Genomic DNA, 18,242 nt, shown 5'->3' on the forward strand with positions numbered 1-18,242 from the left:
AAAGACAATGAAGAAAATTACCTATTTAGTGATTGCTGTGATGACTTTCGGCAGCCTTGGCTTGATGGCTCAAGATCACAAATCTAAAATTGATGCAACTATTGAAGAAAGGGAAGCAGTTTCTCATATTAGATTTTTAGCATCTGATGAACTAATGGGCCGTGATCCAATCCGTCCAGAAATCGATGCTGCGGCGCGATATATTGCTGAACAATATTGGAAATACGGTGCCAAAGAGATTCCAGGAGCTAATGGATATTACCAACATATACCTTTCAGATTATCAGGCCCACCTAGTACAGGTTCTGTAAAATTAGGTGAAACTACGCTAGAGCAAGGTGCAGATATGCTTGTACTCGATGGCAAGAATATCACTGGTTCGTATGATATGGTGGTAGCTGGCTATGGTTTAGAGGAAGACTTTGCAAAAGTAGATGTCACTGGAAAAATTGTGGTAGTAAGAGTAGGTGCTCCAGATAAATTGGCTCCTGCTGAGCTTTTCGAAGAAGGAAGAGCAAAACTTGCCAGAGCTCAGGCTAATGGTGCTATTGGACTTATAGAAATGTATAATGTACCAACTGTACCATGGAATTTGCTTACGAGAATGCTCAATAGAACTCAACTTACAATAGATGCAACACCTGTTTCTGGAGATGCTCTACCATATATGTGGGTGAAAGATTTGGAAGGTGAATTGATTGCAGCTATTGACAAAGGCGAAGTGAAAAAAGCCGAAGTAAATGTGCAAGGAAAAGTAAATAAAGCAATTGTTGGCAAAAACGTAGTTGCTTGGATTGAAGGAACTGATCCTGAATTGAAAAACGAATATTTGATGCTTTCTGCTCATTACGATCACGTAGGTGTCGGTAGACCTGATGCTTCTGGTGACTCAATTTACAATGGCACTCGCGATAATGCTGTAGGTACAGTTGCAGTAATTAATGCTGCCAAATACTTTGCAAAGAATCCTCCAAAACGCTCGATCCTACTCTGCGCTTGGACAGCAGAAGAAAAAGGCCTTTTAGGTAGTGGATATTTTGCAAACAATCCATTAGTCCCTCTTAATCAGATTATTTACAATTTGAATATCGATAATGCAGGATATAATGATACTTCGATTTTTACTATTATAGGTTTAGGAAGAACAACAGCTGATAATTTAATAGAAGAGGCAGTTGCTCAATTTGGCAAAAAAGCTGTTTCAGATCCTGCCCCAGAACAAGGACTGTACGATCGTTCGGATAATGTAAACTTTGCTCGTAAAGGTATTCCGGCTCCTACATTTAGCTTAGGTTTTACTGAATTTGGTGCTGAGCTGAACAAATACTATCACCAACCTGCGGACCAAGTAGACGAGAACTTTGACTTAGATTACGCAATGATCTATTGGAAGTCATACATACTATCTGCTCAGAAAATTGCCGATCGCGCCGAAAGACCAAAATGGCAAGCTGGAGATAAGTATGAAGCAGTGAGTAAGGAACTTTACGGAACCGAAAATTAAGAAATATCAAGATCAATCAATCTTCCAAAAGCCTGATTTGCTCCTAGCATTTCAGGCTTTTTTATGTTGACAAAGGAGCTTAACAATGCCTTGAGGGATTCAATCTATAGCCTGCCAGATTTATCTGAATGCAATTCATGCGACTTGCATTCAATATAGGCTGGAAAGACGGCAATAACTCATGTTTTACTGAGTAATAGTGTAGCTTTAGCCCAGTCACCAAAATTCCGAAAATAAAAAGGCTTTAGCCGAATGGTTCAGCTAAAGCCTAAGGAATTCAATCATTTCAAACCCAGAAGAATTTAGGGCTAATTCATATTCTTATTAAACCTCAGCCAATACCCAATCAGGCTTATTGGTTTTGACTTTGGCTTTCAAATCATGTAAAATATTATACAAGCCGAAGTAAGTTCTGTTGATATATAATCCATGTCTAGAACCTCGCGCTTGTTTAGACTTACGGAATTCCTTTGCATTGGAAATACTTTCTCCCAGATCGAAAATCTGCTGGAAGTAATCATCATCCCCAAAGTCGAATTCATCGTGATGGAATGGAGCTCCTAATAGGCGAATCATTTCTTTGAAAACACCTGTAAAGAAGGTTTTTTCACTATCAGAATCACTCTCGGACAAGAATTGGAGTTCATAGAAAATTCTATTGAGCTCGTCCTCATCTACCAACATATCCTTCTTGATCAAAGCAAAATAGTTCGTATAGAAATCTTCAGGAATTACCTTGATACAGCCAAAATCAATTACGCCTAATTTTCCATTTGGCTGGATAATAAAGTTGCCTGGATGCGGATCAGCATGTACTTTCTTGAGTTGGTGAATCTGATAATCATAAAAATCCCAAAGCGCCTGCCCTACTCTATTTCTTTCTTCCTCGCTAGGATTGCTAGCCATGAATTCCTTCAAGTGCATACCATCCAACCAGTCCATTGTAATGATTCTAGGGCTTGAAAGGTCTTTGTAATAGGTCGGAAAAACCAAGTCTTCAATATGCGCACATGCTTGGGAAATTTCCTCTGATCTGTTGATTTCCAACACATAATCAGTTTCTTCCAAAAGCTTTTCTTCCACTTCTTCCATGTAGTGATCAAGCTCTTTTTCGCTTATATTCAGCAATCGAATTGCAAATGGGCGAACAATTTTCAAATCAGAACTCACACTATCCGCTACACCTGGATATTGTATTTTCACAGCATAGGTTTTGTCACCAATTGTTGCTTGATGTACTTGACCAATTGAAGCAGCATTTTTTGCATTTTGAGTGAAAGTCTCAAAAATCTCTAATGGACCTTGATTGAAAAACTGTTTGAAGGTTTTCACTACCAAAGGATATGACAATGGCGGCGCACTATATTGAGCCATTGTGAAGCGTTCGTTATAGGCTTTTGGAAGTAGGTTTTTATCCATACTCATCATCTGAGCAACTTTAAGCGCGCTGCCCTTTAGCTCACTCAATGCATCATATATATCAGTGGCATTGTCATTATGCAAGCCCTCCTTCGTCATCGATGGGTCGAGCAATTTTTTGGAATAATGCTTCACATAATTACCACCTACTTTTACACCCGTTTTCAAAAAGCGCGTGGCTCTTTGTACCTTGGTGGTAGGCATTTTATTTAATTCTTTCATCCTCTATCCTCCCGCTTATCTATGCTGAAATAAAAACTTACCAAAATCAATAATTGAATCTAAAGGTCCTTGACCAAAGAGATCAAAAGCTAAATTCACTGATTTTTCAATAGCTGCATCTGTAGCTTCAAAAGCCTTACTATCATCTTTTACCCAAAAGTTTATCAAAAACAATACTTGAAGCCAAGCTGCTTCATCATACTTTTCTGAGATATAAGGTCTTGTAACAATCTCACCAGACTCTTTACCTTCATTCAAAATATCATTGACAAAATTCTTGAAGGCTGGCTTAAAGGATTCCATGTAGGCCATTTTTTGTCCAGGTCTTGGAGACTTCGGCCATACGAGTAAAATGTAGCTTCTATTTACTTTGAGCACTTCAATTAATGTAAAGTACAAAGCCAACATTTTTTCGCGACTGTTGTAGGTTCCATATGTAGGATCATTTATGACGGTATGTAGAGTGGTTTCCAAAAAACCCTTCCAAACATCCTTTTCTAATGCGGTAAATGAAGAATAATGAGTGTAAAATTCCTCCTCTTTGATTTTATTAATTTTAGCAAAACTATAAACTGAAGCAGGCTCTTTGCCATGTTCGAGTAAATAATCGATATAGGATTTACGAATCTTTTCGGCCATATCTACGGTCAATTTTTTCGTGGTTCTTTTTGCTTTGGCTTCTTCCATGCCTACCTAACAACAAAAGCATAGAATGGGTTAATATTTTATTAAAATATTTTTCAATTAATTGTACCCTCAGAAATGGCGGGAGGGATGGGATTGACTTTACTTTTTGGGAATAAAAAAAAGCACCCTAAGGCGCTCTTTTTATTGATTTGATTAAGGTTGGTTGTTGGTATTTTTAATGAACGCCATGCATCCATTTTCTCATAAGTGGAGTAAGTAGAAGGGCCAATGCGGCAAATCCGAATGCAACATAAGCAATAGATTGGAAAGTATCGGTATAAATAATAAGAGAATCCATACCAAGTTGAGCCTCTCCTCCTACATTTTCTATCGCCATGAATTTACCTATAAAGCCTCCTAGGCTAAATGCAAAAGCAGAAGAAAGGAACCAAACACCCATCATAAAACTCACCACTTTCTTAGTGGAAAGCTGAGTGATTTTGGACAATCCTACAGGCGAAATACAAAGCTCACCAGTTGATATAAATAGATAACCTAATACAAGAAAAATCTCAGGTACTTTTCCATCTGCATTAGCAAAATTCAAACTATATGCGAAAATGAAAAAACCTAAGCCCAATTGTGCAATACCAAGAGCAAACTTCACAGGTGAATAAGGATTTCGCTTTGTTTTAGCCAAATAGACCCATAATGATGAGAAAAGCAGTGAAAACAATACAATAAAGCCCGGGTTGATAAAATTGGTTTGGGCTGCATTTAATACCTGTAAATCAACATTACGGTCGGCGAATAAGGTAATAGCACTTCCAGAAAGCTCGAAGAACGACCAGAAAACAGTCATGAAAAAGGTTAACATTACAGCAACTCCTAATTTCTCTCTTGCCTCTTTATCTATTTTCACCATCGTTCTGATGATACGGAACGCGATAATTGGTAATAGCACATAATAGAAAAGTATGTTGACAATACTACCATCCAAGTGAACTCCGAATAAATCGCCACGATAGATCATAACAGCGATAAATGGTACAGCGATAATCGACAATACTGGCACCCAAGTTTTCACTTTTAAGCCATAAGACTTCTTCTCTAAAGCAGCTGGATCAGGCGCAAACCCTTTATCTCCAAAGGCATTTTTCTTCATACCATTCCAGAAGGCTATAAGGCCTAATAACATACCAAAGCCTGCCAGTCCGAAGCCATAATGCCAGCCATACGTTTCGCCCAAATAACCACATGCTAGTGGAGCAGCAGCAGCACCGATATTGATGCCCATATAAAATATGGTGAAACCTGCATCGCGACGAGGATCTTTCTCTTTATATATGGCACCTACAAATGTGGAAATATTCGGTTTGAAGAAACCATTACCTACAATAAGTAAAGCCAAGGCTCCATAAAAGAAAACAGGATGTTCAAATGCTAAAACAAAATGCCCTAAAGCCATCAAAATACCGCCAAGCATTATTGAGCGGCGATATCCTAAAAGTCTATCAGCCAAAATACCGCCTAATACGGGTGTAGCATAAACCAAAGTACCATAAGCGGCATATATTCCAATAGCTATTTCATCTCGATTTGCTACAGCTTTGAAGAGCTCATTTACCATATATAAGGTAAGTAGAGCGCGCATACCATAAAAGCTAAAACGCTCCCATAGCTCAGCAAAGAACAAATAAAATAAACCTTTTGGATGACCAAAAAGAGTATCTGGCTCTACCGGTTCGGGAGCCCCGTGTTTGTCAATAGCACTAATATCTGTCATATCGGTTGGGTTGTAACCATTAAAACTATGGCTATCCTCGCATTTTTACAAATAATAATTAGCCTAACAGAACATTCCCTCAAATCAGAAGCTTTAATTGAAAATTATCTAAGGCTAGACCACTTTATTTTTTAAATTTGTCCTTTCAATTTTGACCCTATTAAATCCCATAAAGTAATGCAAGAATTTGGACTAAAATCAACAGTTTGCGGACTGGAAGTTCCGGGTATTAAAAATGCTGATACTGTGCATTGGAACCTGAGCCCCGCTGAGCTAGTTGAAGAATCGCTAAAAAACGGCGAAGGAGTGCTTACAGACAATGGCGCTCTTATGGCAGATACTGGTAAATTCACCGGTAGATCACCTAAGGATAAGTTTGTTGTTAAAGATGCAAATACCGAAAACTCTGTTTGGTGGGGAGATATCAACTTTCCGATTAGTCCAGAAAAATTTGAGCAGTTAGAGAATAAAATGCTAAAGCATCTGGAAGGAAAGAAATTGTACATCAGAGACGCATACGCAGGAGCTGACCCAGATTACCAGTTAAAATTACGAGTAGTTAATACCCAAGCTTGGCATAACTTATTTTGCTATAACATGTTCCTTCGTCCTACAAGGGAGGAATTGTCTACTTTCCAGCCGAATTTCACTATAATAAATATCCCTGATTTTCAAGCTGATCCAGAAGTTGACGGTACTCGTCAAGCGAACTTTACGATCATCAATTTCACTACGCGCACTATTCTAATTGGTGGTTCCGGCTATGCTGGTGAAATGAAAAAAGGCATTTTCACTGTATTGAACTACACTCTCCCGCATGAGCACAAGGTATTATCTATGCACTGCTCAGCAAATGTTGGCAAAAAAGGTGATACTGCCATTTTCTTTGGCTTATCCGGTACCGGTAAAACTACCCTTTCTGCCGATCCTGAACGTGGCCTTATTGGTGATGACGAACATGGCTGGACTGACAAAACTGTTTTCAACTTTGAAGGCGGATGTTATGCTAAGGTTGTTGACCTTACTCATGAAAAAGAACCTCAGATTTGGGATGCTATCAAGTTTGGAGCAATTGTAGAAAATACCCGTTTCTATGAAGGCACTCGACAAGTAGATTATCTGAACACCACAGTAACCGAAAATACAAGAACAGCTTACCCAATTCATCATATCAGCAATGCCATCGAACCTTCGGTAGCGAATGTTCCTAAGAACATATTCTTCCTTACTGCTGATGCATTTGGTGTATTACCTCCAATCTCCAAATTGAATGAAGGTCAGGCTATGTACCATTTCATTTCTGGATACACTGCTAAGGTTGCTGGCACTGAGGTTGGTATCAACGAGCCGGTTTCTACATTCTCAGCTTGTTTTGGTGCAGCTTTCCTCCCGCTTCATCCTACCAAATATGCTACTATGCTAGGGCAGAAAATGAAGGAAAACAAAGTGAACGTTTGGTTGATCAATACAGGCTGGAGTGGCGGCCCTTACGGTGTAGGCTCTAGAATGAAATTGAAATACACTCGAGCTATGATCACCGCTGCTTTGAATGGTGAATTGGATGATGTGGAATTTGTGAATCACCAAATCTTTGGTGTCGCCATGCCGACCACCTGTCCTAACGTGCCCGATGAATTGCTAAGCCCACGCAATACTTGGGAGGATAAAGCTGCATACGATGCAAAAGCAAAAGATCTTGCTGGCCAGTTTGTAAATAATTTTAAAAAATATGCTGATTTTGCCTCTGAGGAAATACTCGCAGGTGCTCCAAAAGCTTAATTTTTAGAAACATAAATTAGAAAGGGCCTTCAGTGGGCCCTTTTTTTATACTATGCATACCAACGCCCAATTTTTACAAGACAATTTCGAAACTAATTCATCATCCATATTTCCCATAATGGGATTTGAGCTGAATAAAGAGAATACAGTAGCTCTTGATTTTACGAGAAATAATAAAGCCTTATTCGAAATTGACCTTCGAAATACTGACCAATTCAATGAATTCGTTTTTGAAAGAATGATTCCGCAAGGTAAGTTGGCTGGGGCGGGAGGATATTTTGAGCATAGAGAAGTATATGCTCGAAGTGAACATTTTGGTGGTGAAGAAGCTCGCTGTATTCATTTGGGAATTGATGTTTGGATAAAGGCTGGAAGTCCATTATTTGCGCCATTAGACGCTACCATTCACAGCTTTGCAGACAATGCAGGTTTTGGGAATTATGGTCCTACGTTAATTCTAAGACACAAGCTTGGACAGTTTACATTCTACAGCCTCTATGGACACCTGAGTAGAGCTGATATGAGTAATTGGAAAAAAGGTAAAAAATATAAAGCTGGAGAGCAAATAGGCACAGTTGGCCCTTATCCTGAAAATGGAGATTGGCCTCCACATTTACACTTCCAGCTTATGACAGATATGTTAGGTTGGAAAGGCGATTTCCCTGGTGTATGTGCTCCTTCGCAAGCAGAATTCTACAAACAGATTGTTCCTGATCCCAAATTGATTTTAGGCAATTATGAAGTTTAATTCTCTGCTAATTCTGTTGAGGCAATTTCAATTTTTGGCCTAAATAGATGGTGTTATTATTAAGGTTGTTTAACTGCTTAATAATTTCCACGGTAGTACCATAGCGCTGCGAAATATTCCAAAGCGTATCACTCTTGCCAACAGTGTGAAAGCCTTCTTCCGTGTTTGGAGCTGCCGCTATTGAGTTAGAAGGTGAATCACTTTCTATATTAGAATCATCCATTACCTTTATTCGAGTCCCCCATTTCAATACGGTATTTTCATCGATGCCATTGAGTGCATAGAGTTGAGGAACAGACATTTGATGTGTCCTTGCAATGGAGTAATATGTATCACCCTTTTTCACCAAATAGCTAGATTCTACCTTTTCTCTTGGTTTAGAATCAGTAGTATTTGACATAGTCGCTGTTTCAACCTCCCGCTTGTTTTCTTCTACATTGATTGGGGATGAAGTCATTGCTACAGGCATTGAAATTGGTGCTTGATGGATGCTATTATCACTGCATCTTCTATTTTCAGTAATTGTAAATTCTACCCTTCTATTTTGAATCCTTCCTTCTTCCGTGTCATTACTTGCGATTGGATCGCTATAACCAAATCCTTGGGCTTGAATTCTAAAGCCATCGATGCCTCGTTTCATCATTTCATTACGGACAGCATTGGCTCTATCCATCGAAAGCTTGTCATTAAATTCTTTGCCGCCAATGGTACAAGTATGCCCGGCTATCTCGATAGAAACGCCATTGTTGCTACGCAAGAAATTGTATAGCAAATCTAACTGAGTGGAAGACTCTTCCATATTCAATTGGGCAGATCCTAAATCAAAAAATACGGCTAAATCTCGCGCATTTTGAGTAATTATTTGGTCAAGGTATAAATCTACCAAAGCCATAGTAGAGTCTTTTGGAATATTAAGATCTAGCTTTGCAGAGAAATTTTCGTAGCAATCGATCTCAACCTGATAAGTATAAACTTTATCGGCATCTAGATAAATCTGATAATATCCTGAGGCATTAGTCTGAGTGCTACCTATGAGTTTGTTTTCTTCATCATAATAGCTAATGGTACTTACGATTGGGTTTTTGGTTTCCGCATCATGTACTTTACCCAAAATCTGAACTTCATGTGGAGGTGTGCGGAATAATGGCGTAGAAGATTTCATAATATCCAAATCACCATCGGCATTACCTCTTACGAAATAGATAGATTCGCCATCGCTTGTAAGGTTGAGATACGACTCGTCTTGCGCTGTGTTTACATTCGGACCAAGATTTACAGGTGTAGACCAATTAGTCCAAGTATCGTCCAATCTTTTGGTCATATAGATATCGGAACCACCAAAACCTGAATGCCCATCGGATGCGAAATACAAGGTTTTCATATCTGGAGCAAGGAATGGAGCGAATTCTTCGCCAGCTGTATTCAGCATTGGACCAAGATTTAATGGCTTGGAGAAATTACCATTATCAAGCAGAAAACTAGCCCACAGGTCTCGACCTCCTCTGCCTTCGTTTCTCATTTCACTTAAAATAAGTATCCGGCGATTTTCAGATAAATGAAAATCTACTTTTTCTGAGAAATTATAATCATCAGTAATTTTGAAGGCTTCTGGTTTTTCCCAAGTTGAATTATCCTCACCTATTTTCTTTTGAGAAACAGAAACTCCTGTTCGCATAGATCCAGTACGAGTGTACGTATTACCTAATACGGCAACATCATATTCACCATTCCTCCTTATAGATGTAATGAAATTAGAACCTGAATTATTGAGTGGCTCACCAATGTTTTTTGCTTCTGTCCATTCACCTGTAGTTGAGTTATATTCAGAAAACCAAATATCTAAGGGATCCTCTATTCCTCCCGCATTATTTGGGTGATTTTCTCGTGCAAAGTACAGCGTATTAAAATCGGGAGAGAAAACTGGTGCCGTTTCGCGGTATGGGCTATTAATTCCGCTACTTAGTAAGTCCGCAGTGAAAAAAGGATTTAAGTTTTCCGCAAGGTTTACTTCAATATCTACTTTCTCTTCAGATCCTGTGATCCCAATTGCATCAATACCATAGAAGGAATTGATATTTGTGCCATCCAACATAAGTCGAACAGCATAAACATCAAATGCTGTCCAATCCATCATAATATTGAGTACTCGGCCATTTTCAGCAATTAAGCTAGGCTCTTGAGAATATACAAGGTGAGGGACATCTTGAAAATCATAGATATATACTTCCTTGATAGCAGATGCATTGTAGGATTCAGCGATGATAATTTGACGGATCCGTTGTGGGTTTTTGAAACCCACTTTGATAGTTTCAGGACCATCTCCAGTAGAAGGCATCCATGCATTGGGATGATAACCTCCTGCTGGCATTACATTGGGTGCTTTGAGAATTTGCTGATTAGAAAAATAAGGCCCCGGAATATCTTTAATTGATTGACTTGAGAATTCCATAATCTTAGATGCCCACTGAACTTCTTGTGCTACAGTAGATAACGACATCAAAAGAATCAAAAAACTAAAAATAAATTTCTTTTCCATTTCAATTAGAGGCCTCTGAACAAAAGTATAAGTACTTCAATTCAAATAGGTTAAAGTTTCGTTATTAAATGTAGAATAAAAATTAATGAATTCACAAAAATATCAATTGGAAAAGGCTGATTTGGTCAAAAATTAAAACCCAGATTTTTCTCATAATAAAAAACAGGTACCTTTGCAGTCCAATTCTAGAAAACATGTGAACAAAATAAAATTCTACAATTACACTAATAAATTTTCATAAGCAGAATTTTATTTCACTTTTGTTCAGTTTTCACATTTTATCTTCCGATAAATCATAATGAAGAAGTACTTTAACCTTTTTGACCTATCTCAAAGGGTCGATTACAAAACGGAGGTATTATCCGGCCTCACAGTAGCCTTGGCATTGGTTCCAGAAGCGATTGCATTTGCAATGATTGCTGGATTATCACCACTTACTGGATTATATGCCGCATTTACTATGGGCTTGATTACCTCTATTTTTGGAGGCAGGCCAGGCATGATTTCTGGTGCCACAGGTGCTGTAGCGGTAGTAATTATTGCATTAGCGAAAAGTCATGGAGTTGAATATATTTTTGCAACAGTTGTATTAGCTGGCATTATACAAATGACCGCAGGCTTTTTAAGATTAGGTAAATTTATACGATTGGTTCCTCATTCAGTAATGTTCGGTTTTGTGAATGGTTTAGCAATTGTCATTTTCATATCGCAGCTTGATCAATTCAAGATTATTGATGAAAATGGGCTGAAAGAATGGATGCAAGGCAGCACGCTATTTTTTACCTTGGGCCTAGTTTTATTGACAATGTTAATTATTTGGGGTTTACCTAAGATCACAAAGTCAATACCTTCATCCCTTACGGCAATACTTGTAGTCTCAGCAATTGTCATTGGCTTTAGTTTAGACACAAAATCCGTAGGCGATATTGCTTCTATTCAAGGTGGCTTTCCACCATTTCATATTCCTCAAGTGCCATTCACACTGGAAACTTTGTATATCATTTTCCCTTATGCAGCCATTGTTGCTGGTGTGGGTTTAATTGAGAGTTTACTTACGCTAAATCTAATCGATGAAATAACTGAAACTCGCGGATGGGGCAATAAGGAAGCCGTGGCTCAAGGTGTAGCTAATTTTACCACAGGTTTTTTCTCAGGTATGGGTGGCTGTGCAATGATTGGCCAAAGTTTGATTAATATTTCAAATGGTGCAAGAGCAAGACTTTCTGGAATTGTTGCATCCGTTAGCTTATTACTTTTTATCATGTTCGGTTCATCTTTGATCGAACAAGTGCCCATGGTTGCATTAACTGGCCTTATGATAATGGTATCAATTGGAACATTCGAGTGGGCTAGTTTGAGAACCTTTACCACTATGCCAAAATCGGATGTTTTAGTAATGGTTCTTGTGGCATTGGTTACAGTGCTTTTGCACAACTTGGCTCTAGCAGTATTGATCGGTGTAATTATTTCCGCGTTAGTATTCGCTTGGGAAAATGCAAAGCGAATTAGAGCTAGAAAATTTGTAGATGAAGCTGGCGTAAAACATTATCAGATTTACGGGCCATTATTTTTCGGATCCGTCACTGCCTTTAATGAAAAATTTGACATACTAGGTGATCCGAACGAAATAGTAGTTGATTTCACAGAAAGCAGAGTTGTAGATATGTCAGGTATCGAAGCGCTAAATAAAATTACTGAGCGTTACCATAAGCAAGGTAAGAAATTACACTTGAAGCATTTAAGTGCAGATTGTCGTAAGCTTTTGAAAAATGCAGACAGTGTGATAGAGATTAATATTTTGGAAGATCCCTCTTACAAAGTATTGCTAGACAAAATCTAACCTTCCTAATCAGCTATTCAAAATTTCACACTTTGTAACAAATTGTGTTAAATTTCGCTTTATTTTTTTGAATTAGCATGACTACAAAAGGTAAACGAAGGATTCAGAACCTAATCCTAACTATTTTTTCAGTTTCATTTAGTTTGGTTATTGCAGAAATAGCCTTAAGGTTACTATATCAAGAAAATTCAAATGTCCTTATCAAAGAATGGCAAAGTGGCCCCTATTTGTATGACAATGAATATTGGAAGGTTTGGCACTATCCAAACACAACAATTACACATCAAAGAGATTGCTTTGAAGTAACATATCAGACCAATTCTCTTGGTCTTAGAGGTGATGAAATTGATGAAAATAAACCCAATATTGCCCTACTGGGCGATTCCTTTATCGAAGGATATGGAGTGAATAATCACGAGACAGCTGTTGAAATTTTGGATAGTTTAGTCGAAGATTATAATGTACTAAACTTCGGAACAAGCGGGGGGTTTGGTACGGTACACCAAGTAGCTCAATACGAAAATTTCGCTCGACACCTTAACCCAGATATTGTTGTGATTTTCTTTCTGAACTACAATGACTTATATGACAATGCACTAGCGATTTCTGAAGGATTATTAAATAAGGATACTGAATTTACCTATCCTATTGCAAAGGATTTCGAGATTGTGAGAGAAGGTATAAAATCTCAAACTTCTGGTGAATTTATTCCCAATACCATTCAAGGGCTATATGTAGTTGGCGCTATCGACAAAGGGATCAATTCACTTACAGCTCAATTACAAATTGCTGTGAATTCAAAGCTTTTTGATTTTAATAGACGCTTAGCAGAAACCTATTTGCCTACCGAAACAGAGGAGATTCAAATTGGATACGATATTTTAGAGAAAAGCTTGAGCCGACTAAAATACCTAACTGAGCAGGATAGCGCCAATTTAGTACTGGTTCAAATTGCCGATCCATATCAGATCGATGAAAATTGGCTTGAGCTAATGCAATATAAGTTTGAAGAGAAAATTGACCCGCTTCTGCCCAATAAAAAAGTGGCAGCTATATGTCAAGAGTTAGGGATAGATTATCTGAGCATGTATGAGGCAGCCATGGAAGAAATACAAGATGAAGATCTTGGCTTTCCATATTTTTCATATTCATGTAATAGACATTTCAGTCCTATTGGACAGCGGTTTATGGCCGAATGGTTTCACAGCCAAATCGATGATGTTGATTTTGATTTCCCAATTGATGCTAGCTTGGAGTAGATTGGAATTGAGTATATTGGTTAAAAATCACGAGCTAAAAGTTTAAGACACCGGAAGAAGTTAGGTTATGGATATTTTTCGTATGCTTATGGGAATATGTTTTATTCTTGTTTCAATTATTATTCTCATAATGATAATTCAAGATAAGCCATATACAAAAAAAAGACTTTCACATTGGGAATGTTAAAATGTTTTCAGCAGGGATTATATCATTATTGGCAGGATTATATTTTTTTATTACTTCATTTTGAGTTTAGTTGAGTTGACCCACCGCCACTCTCCTCTAGCGCAAGTTTTTAACTCGTGCATTGAACCAAGTAAAACCTCTATTCACTTCCATCAACTATTTTTTTAACCGCAATGAGCGCAGAGTTTTACGCAAAGTTCGCGGAGGTTAGGTTTCATCTCTGCGCACTCAGCGTCTTCCCTTGGAGAACTCTGCGTTTAAATTTTACCGCTGGCGCACGCGAGTCGACAGTTAGGTGAACGTGTCGCGTGTAACTCCATGGATATATAATTGAATTTCAATACTTTATTACATTTTTAGTGGGTCTTAAAGCTCAAAAAGTCTAAGCGGACGCTTGAACTAGTGGGTTATGGTCGAATGGTTTCACAGCCAAATCAATGATGTTGATTTTGATTTCCCTATTGATGCTAGCTTGGAGTAACGATTGCTCCGGCAATTGTAGCCGTGAGCATACAAGCCAACGTCGCAGCAAATAAAGCCCTCATTCCCAATCTAGATAAATTGCCTTGTTGGTTTGGAGCCATACCACCAATACCGCCTACTTGTATGGCAATAGAGCTGAAATTAGAAAAACCACAAAGCGCATAAGTTGCAATCACAATACTTTTTGGAGAGAGGGCTCCAGCTTCTTTCAACTCAGCCAAGCCTAAATAGGCTACAAATTCGTTGATCACTGTCTTTTGCCCAAGTAAACTACCCACGGCCAAAGTTTCACTCCACTCCACTCCCATCGTAAAGGCCAGTAATTTGAAAATCAACCCTAACAAGAATTGCAAAGAGAATCCCGTAAATGCGCCATCAGTCCATTCTACAACCAAACCATTAAGTCCAGTGTACGCACCAATAAAATCTTCAAGGAAGAAATTAACTGCTGCAATCACAGCAATAAAGGCCAACAACATCCCACCCACATTTAACGCTAATTTCAAACCTTCACTTGCTCCATTGGAGAGCGCGTCGATTAAGTTTACACCGAGCTTTTCAGTATTCACTTTTAGTTCTTTATCGATTTTTTCAGGCTCAGTTTCGGGTATTACGATTTTGGAGAAAACTATGGCTGCAGGCGCATTCATAATACTAGCGCTCAACAGATAAGATGCATATTTGGCTTGCTGCACAGGATCGTCGCCGCCGAGGAACGCAACGTAGCCTGCCAGCACTCCTCCCGCTATTGTGGCCATACCTCCAGTCATCAAGCACATCAATTCGGAGCGCGTCATATTTGGCACAAATGGCCGAACCAACAACGGTGCTTCTGTTTGTCCAAGGAAAATATTACCCGCAGCAGACAAACTTTCAGAGCCAGAAAGTCGCATAGTACGAGCCATGATCCAAGCAATACCATATACGATTTTCTGCAAAATGCCCAGATAATAAAGGCCAGCCGTAATCGTAGAAAAAAATATGATAGTAGGTAATACTTGAAAAGCGAAAATAAACCCAAATGAATTGCCTGCTAAATCACCAAATAAGAATTGTGCTCCATCTGAGGAGAAGCTTAGGAATTTTACAAAAATCCTAGATACTGAATCAAAAGCCGACGCAACTGCATCTACTTTTGTGATGAGTAAACCAAAAGTAATTTGAAGGGTAACACCAATTGCCACCAATCTCCAATCAATTTTCCGCTTATGGGAGCTAAACGCAAATGCTAATGCCAGTAAAACAAAAATCCCAAACAGGGCGCGTAGGTAATCCATTCAATAAGGGTTAGAGATCAAAGATATAATGAAAGGCCGAATGCAGAAATATAAATTTCCGCTATTTAGCAAATCATTCGAAAACGGGAGAAAAAAAAGAAAACCCTTTGCCTCAAAATAGAAACAAAGGGTTTAAATTATCAAAGCAAGCTTAAATCAATTCCGTCGATTAATCTCGTCACGAATTTTCGCTGCTTTTTCGTATTCCTCTTGCTCGAGTGCTTTATCGAGCATTTCATTTAACTTTTCAAGTGGAGTATCTTCCAACTTTTTGTGACTTCCTGCACCGGCACCCGGCCCTACCGTACTCGTAGATTTAGTGCCACGTTCAGGCTTTATTTCCTCATTGTCGTCCACTTCGATTCCGCCCTCAGAAAGGACGGTATCGACCACATAAAGAGGAACTTTGAATCTAACGCCAATCGCTATAGCATCAGAAGGCCTTGAGTCAATCTCTACTCTTTTGTCCTTATCGCTACAGATTATTTTGGCAAAGAAAATTCCCTCCCGCAAATCTGTAATCACGATTTCCTCCACAGTGTAGCCAAAAGCATGAGCAAAAGACTTAAATAAGTCATGCGTCATAGGTCTATTAGTCTTGAGATTTTCGTTCTCAATAGCAATAGCATGCGCTTCACTATGGCCAATGATTATTGGCAATCGTCTATTTCCACCAATTTCGCCCAATACCAAAGCAAAGGAACCCGTCTGTGGTTGGTTAGACGATAAGGATATTATTTCAAGTTCAATCTTATTCAATTTATTTGGCTGCGTTTATGGCTTCAGTCAATTTAGGCAATATTTCGAATGCATCTCCAACGATACCATAATCGGCAGCTTTGAAGAATGGCGCTTCTGGATCTTTGTTGATTACCACAATATATTTACTTGAGTTGACTCCTGCCAAATGTTGGATAGCACCAGAAATGCCTACCGCAACATATAAGCTAGGGCTAACTTTCACACCCGTTTGGCCAACGTGCTCGTGGTGAGGTCTCCAATCCATATCAGACACTGGCTTGCTGCAACCTGTAGCTGCACCCAATGAAGAAGCTAGATCTTCGATCAAGCCCCAGTTTTCAGGGCCTTTCATTCCACGACCTCCAGATACTACAATATCTGCTTCCGGCAACAGAATAGTACCCGTTTGCTTTTGGGTGTCTGTAATTTTAGCGTTGAAATCAGCATCATCTAAGCTAGGGGCAAAAGCCTCAACTTGTGCTGAGTCACCCGTTTCTTTCAACTCAACCGCATTTTTCTTTATAGCAAGAATTTTCTTATCACCGCTCAATTCTACATGCGCAAAAGCCTTACCCGTGTAGATACTTCTTTTCACTTTGAAGCCTGCGCTTGTATCTGGCAATTCGGCCACGTTAGAAGCCAAACTTGCATTTACTTTTATAGCTACTCTAGCAGCAACCGGATCGCCCAAAGATGATTTAGCTAAAACCAGAATATCACTTGATTCCTTCTCCATAGCCTGTGCAATCACGGAAGCATAAGCTTGGATGATCCCAGGATTCAATTTCTCGTCATTCACATGCAATACCTTATTAGCTCCAGCACTACCTGTTTTGGCTAATTCCGCATCACTTACTTTGCTGCCAAGTGCAAGTGCTGTTACGCTCGTACCCATTTTGGCAGCAAGCTCTGCTCCGTATGACACAGCCTCTAAAGAGGACTTCTTCACAACTCCTTCGTCACTTTCTATAAATACTAATATTGACATTTTTTCTCGATTTAGAATTTGAATTAAAGAACCTTAGCTTCAGACTTCAACAACTTCACAAGCTCACCCACATTGTCTTTGTCTATCATTTTCACAGCACCTTTTGCAGGTGGTAATTCATACTTTTCAGTAACAGATTTCACGCCATTATCTGCTGGTTCTACTACATTAAGTGGTTTAGTACGCGCACTCATAATTCCACGCATATTAGGAATTTTCCACTCGGCAATTGGTTCTTGGCAACCTGCAACAAATGGCAAACTTGCTGTTAACGTTTCCTTGCCTCCTTCAATTTCACGTAGTAAAGTGGCATTATTACCATCCAAATCGAGTTTCATTACTGGAGAGAAAGATGGCATTCCAAGCATTTCGCCAACCATTCCATGCACCATTCCTCCATTGAAATCGATAGACTCACGACCCATTAAGATCATATCATAATTGCCTTCTTTGGCAACATTAGCTATTTGCTTAGCAACAAAATATGAATCAGACGGAAATGCATTAATTCTGATCGCCTCGTCCGCACCGATGGCCAAAGCCTTACGCAAAGTTGGCTCTGTTTCGGCTTCACCTACATTCAGTACAGTGATACTCGCACCATTCGACTCTTTCAATTCAACCGCACGGGCAAGTGCATAATCATCGTATGGACCAATGATAAATTGCACGCCATTTTTGTCGAACTTTGTGTCATTCTCGGTAAATGCTATCCGGCTAGTCGTATCCGGCACATGTGTAATACAAACTAATATCTTCATTCGTAAATTTATCTTTGTTTGGATAATTAACTTTTAATTTGCCGTGAAGTTACCAAAACTTGAAAAATTAAAAAATAAGATTCTA

The 18,242-nt window shown here is 38.9% G+C and carries 13 protein-coding genes; 5 read left to right on the plus strand and 8 right to left on the minus strand.

The window, feature by feature from the left end; all coding sequences use genetic code 11:
- Positions 1-7 precede the first annotated feature (7 nt).
- Positions 8-1,504 carry a M28 family peptidase gene (locus tag ACOXY8_RS12410; protein ID WP_458331919.1) on the plus strand — a complete coding sequence of 499 codons (1,497 nt, stop codon included), beginning with the start codon at positions 8-10 and terminating at the stop codon, positions 1,502-1,504.
- A 324-nt stretch (positions 1,505-1,828) separates the two neighbouring features.
- On the opposite strand, the gene ACOXY8_RS12415 is transcribed toward ACOXY8_RS12410, so the two are convergent.
- The 3 genes from ACOXY8_RS12415 to ACOXY8_RS12425 all read right to left on the minus strand — a co-directional run bounded on the left by ACOXY8_RS12415 (position 1,829) and on the right by ACOXY8_RS12425 (position 5,558).
- A complete protein-coding gene (locus tag ACOXY8_RS12415; protein WP_458331920.1) occupies positions 1,829-3,127 on the minus strand; it encodes an ABC1 kinase family protein in 1,299 nt (432 codons plus the stop codon).
- 33 nt (positions 3,128-3,160) lie between these two features.
- Positions 3,161-3,832, minus strand: a complete 672-nt coding sequence (locus ACOXY8_RS12420) for a TetR family transcriptional regulator C-terminal domain-containing protein (RefSeq protein WP_458331921.1) — start codon at positions 3,830-3,832, stop codon at positions 3,161-3,163.
- A 175-nt stretch (positions 3,833-4,007) separates the two neighbouring features.
- Entirely contained in the window at positions 4,008-5,558 is a 1,551-nt protein-coding gene (locus ACOXY8_RS12425) for a peptide MFS transporter (RefSeq protein ID WP_458331922.1), read from the minus strand.
- A 177-nt stretch (positions 5,559-5,735) separates the two neighbouring features.
- Here ACOXY8_RS12425 and pckA point away from each other — a divergent pair, with 177 nt between their 5' ends.
- Positions 5,736-7,337 carry a phosphoenolpyruvate carboxykinase (ATP) gene (gene pckA, locus ACOXY8_RS12430; protein WP_458331923.1) on the plus strand — a complete coding sequence of 534 codons (1,602 nt, stop codon included), beginning with the start codon at positions 5,736-5,738 and terminating at the stop codon, positions 7,335-7,337.
- A gap of 52 nt (positions 7,338-7,389) precedes the next feature.
- A complete protein-coding gene (locus ACOXY8_RS12435) occupies positions 7,390-8,085 on the plus strand; it encodes a peptidoglycan DD-metalloendopeptidase family protein (protein WP_458331924.1) in 696 nt (231 codons plus the stop codon).
- A gap of 7 nt (positions 8,086-8,092) precedes the next feature.
- Here the strand turns inward: ACOXY8_RS12435 and ACOXY8_RS12440 are convergent, their stop codons facing one another.
- Positions 8,093-10,621: a LysM peptidoglycan-binding domain-containing protein gene (locus ACOXY8_RS12440; protein WP_458331925.1), complete on the minus strand. Its 2,529-nt coding sequence runs from the start codon at positions 10,619-10,621 to the stop codon at positions 8,093-8,095.
- Positions 10,622-10,919: 298 nt separating this feature from the next.
- Here ACOXY8_RS12440 and ACOXY8_RS12445 point away from each other — a divergent pair, with 298 nt between their 5' ends.
- Both ACOXY8_RS12445 and ACOXY8_RS12450 read left to right on the plus strand, forming a co-directional pair.
- A complete protein-coding gene (locus ACOXY8_RS12445) occupies positions 10,920-12,461 on the plus strand; it encodes a SulP family inorganic anion transporter (protein WP_458331926.1) in 1,542 nt (513 codons plus the stop codon).
- Positions 12,462-12,538: 77 nt separating this feature from the next.
- Entirely contained in the window at positions 12,539-13,720 is a 1,182-nt protein-coding gene (locus tag ACOXY8_RS12450; protein WP_458331927.1) for a hypothetical protein, read from the plus strand.
- A gap of 654 nt (positions 13,721-14,374) precedes the next feature.
- Here the strand turns inward: ACOXY8_RS12450 and ACOXY8_RS12455 are convergent.
- From ACOXY8_RS12455 to ACOXY8_RS12470, 4 genes are all read right to left on the minus strand, one after another.
- Positions 14,375-15,667 carry a NupC/NupG family nucleoside CNT transporter gene (locus tag ACOXY8_RS12455; RefSeq protein ID WP_458331928.1) on the minus strand — a complete coding sequence of 431 codons (1,293 nt, stop codon included), beginning with the start codon at positions 15,665-15,667 and terminating at the stop codon, positions 14,375-14,377.
- Positions 15,668-15,823: 156 nt separating this feature from the next.
- Positions 15,824-16,426 (minus strand): bifunctional nuclease domain-containing protein, encoded by a 603-nt coding sequence (locus ACOXY8_RS12460; protein WP_458331929.1) that lies wholly within the window; start codon positions 16,424-16,426, stop codon positions 15,824-15,826.
- A 1-nt stretch (position 16,427) separates the two neighbouring features.
- On the minus strand, positions 16,428-17,396 hold the full coding sequence (locus ACOXY8_RS12465) for an electron transfer flavoprotein subunit alpha/FixB family protein (RefSeq protein ID WP_458331930.1): 969 nt from the start codon (positions 17,394-17,396) through the stop codon (positions 16,428-16,430).
- Between the two features lie 23 nt (positions 17,397-17,419).
- Positions 17,420-18,157, minus strand: a complete 738-nt coding sequence (locus tag ACOXY8_RS12470) for an electron transfer flavoprotein subunit beta/FixA family protein (RefSeq protein WP_458331931.1) — start codon at positions 18,155-18,157, stop codon at positions 17,420-17,422.
- Between the last annotated feature and the right edge of the window lie 85 nt (positions 18,158-18,242).

Origin of the sequence: Peijinzhouia sedimentorum (genome assembly GCF_049340005.1) — a bacterium.
GTDB lineage: Bacteria > Bacteroidota > Bacteroidia > Cytophagales > Cyclobacteriaceae > CAXBDP01.

Bases quoted from the DNA above. Each gene is read 5' to 3' on its own strand.
- ACOXY8_RS12415 (WP_458331920.1), bottom strand. From the start codon at position 3,127: ATGCCTACCACCAAGGTACAAAGAGCCACGCGCTTTTTGAAAACGGGT.
- ACOXY8_RS12410 (WP_458331919.1), top strand. From the start codon at position 8: ATGAAGAAAATTACCTATTTAGTGATTGCTGTGATGACTTTCGGCAGC.
- ACOXY8_RS12435 (WP_458331924.1), top strand. From the start codon at position 7,390: ATGCATACCAACGCCCAATTTTTACAAGACAATTTCGAAACTAATTCA.
- ACOXY8_RS12420 (WP_458331921.1), bottom strand. From the start codon at position 3,832: ATGGAAGAAGCCAAAGCAAAAAGAACCACGAAAAAATTGACCGTAGAT.
- ACOXY8_RS12440 (WP_458331925.1), bottom strand. From the start codon at position 10,621: ATGGAAAAGAAATTTATTTTTAGTTTTTTGATTCTTTTGATGTCGTTA.
- ACOXY8_RS12470 (WP_458331931.1), bottom strand. From the start codon at position 18,157: ATGAAGATATTAGTTTGTATTACACATGTGCCGGATACGACTAGCCGG.
- ACOXY8_RS12450 (WP_458331927.1), top strand. From the start codon at position 12,539: ATGACTACAAAAGGTAAACGAAGGATTCAGAACCTAATCCTAACTATT.
- ACOXY8_RS12455 (WP_458331928.1), bottom strand. From the start codon at position 15,667: ATGGATTACCTACGCGCCCTGTTTGGGATTTTTGTTTTACTGGCATTA.
- ACOXY8_RS12445 (WP_458331926.1), top strand. From the start codon at position 10,920: ATGAAGAAGTACTTTAACCTTTTTGACCTATCTCAAAGGGTCGATTAC.
- pckA (WP_458331923.1), top strand. From the start codon at position 5,736: ATGCAAGAATTTGGACTAAAATCAACAGTTTGCGGACTGGAAGTTCCG.
- ACOXY8_RS12425 (WP_458331922.1), bottom strand. From the start codon at position 5,558: ATGACAGATATTAGTGCTATTGACAAACACGGGGCTCCCGAACCGGTA.
- ACOXY8_RS12465 (WP_458331930.1), bottom strand. From the start codon at position 17,396: ATGTCAATATTAGTATTTATAGAAAGTGACGAAGGAGTTGTGAAGAAG.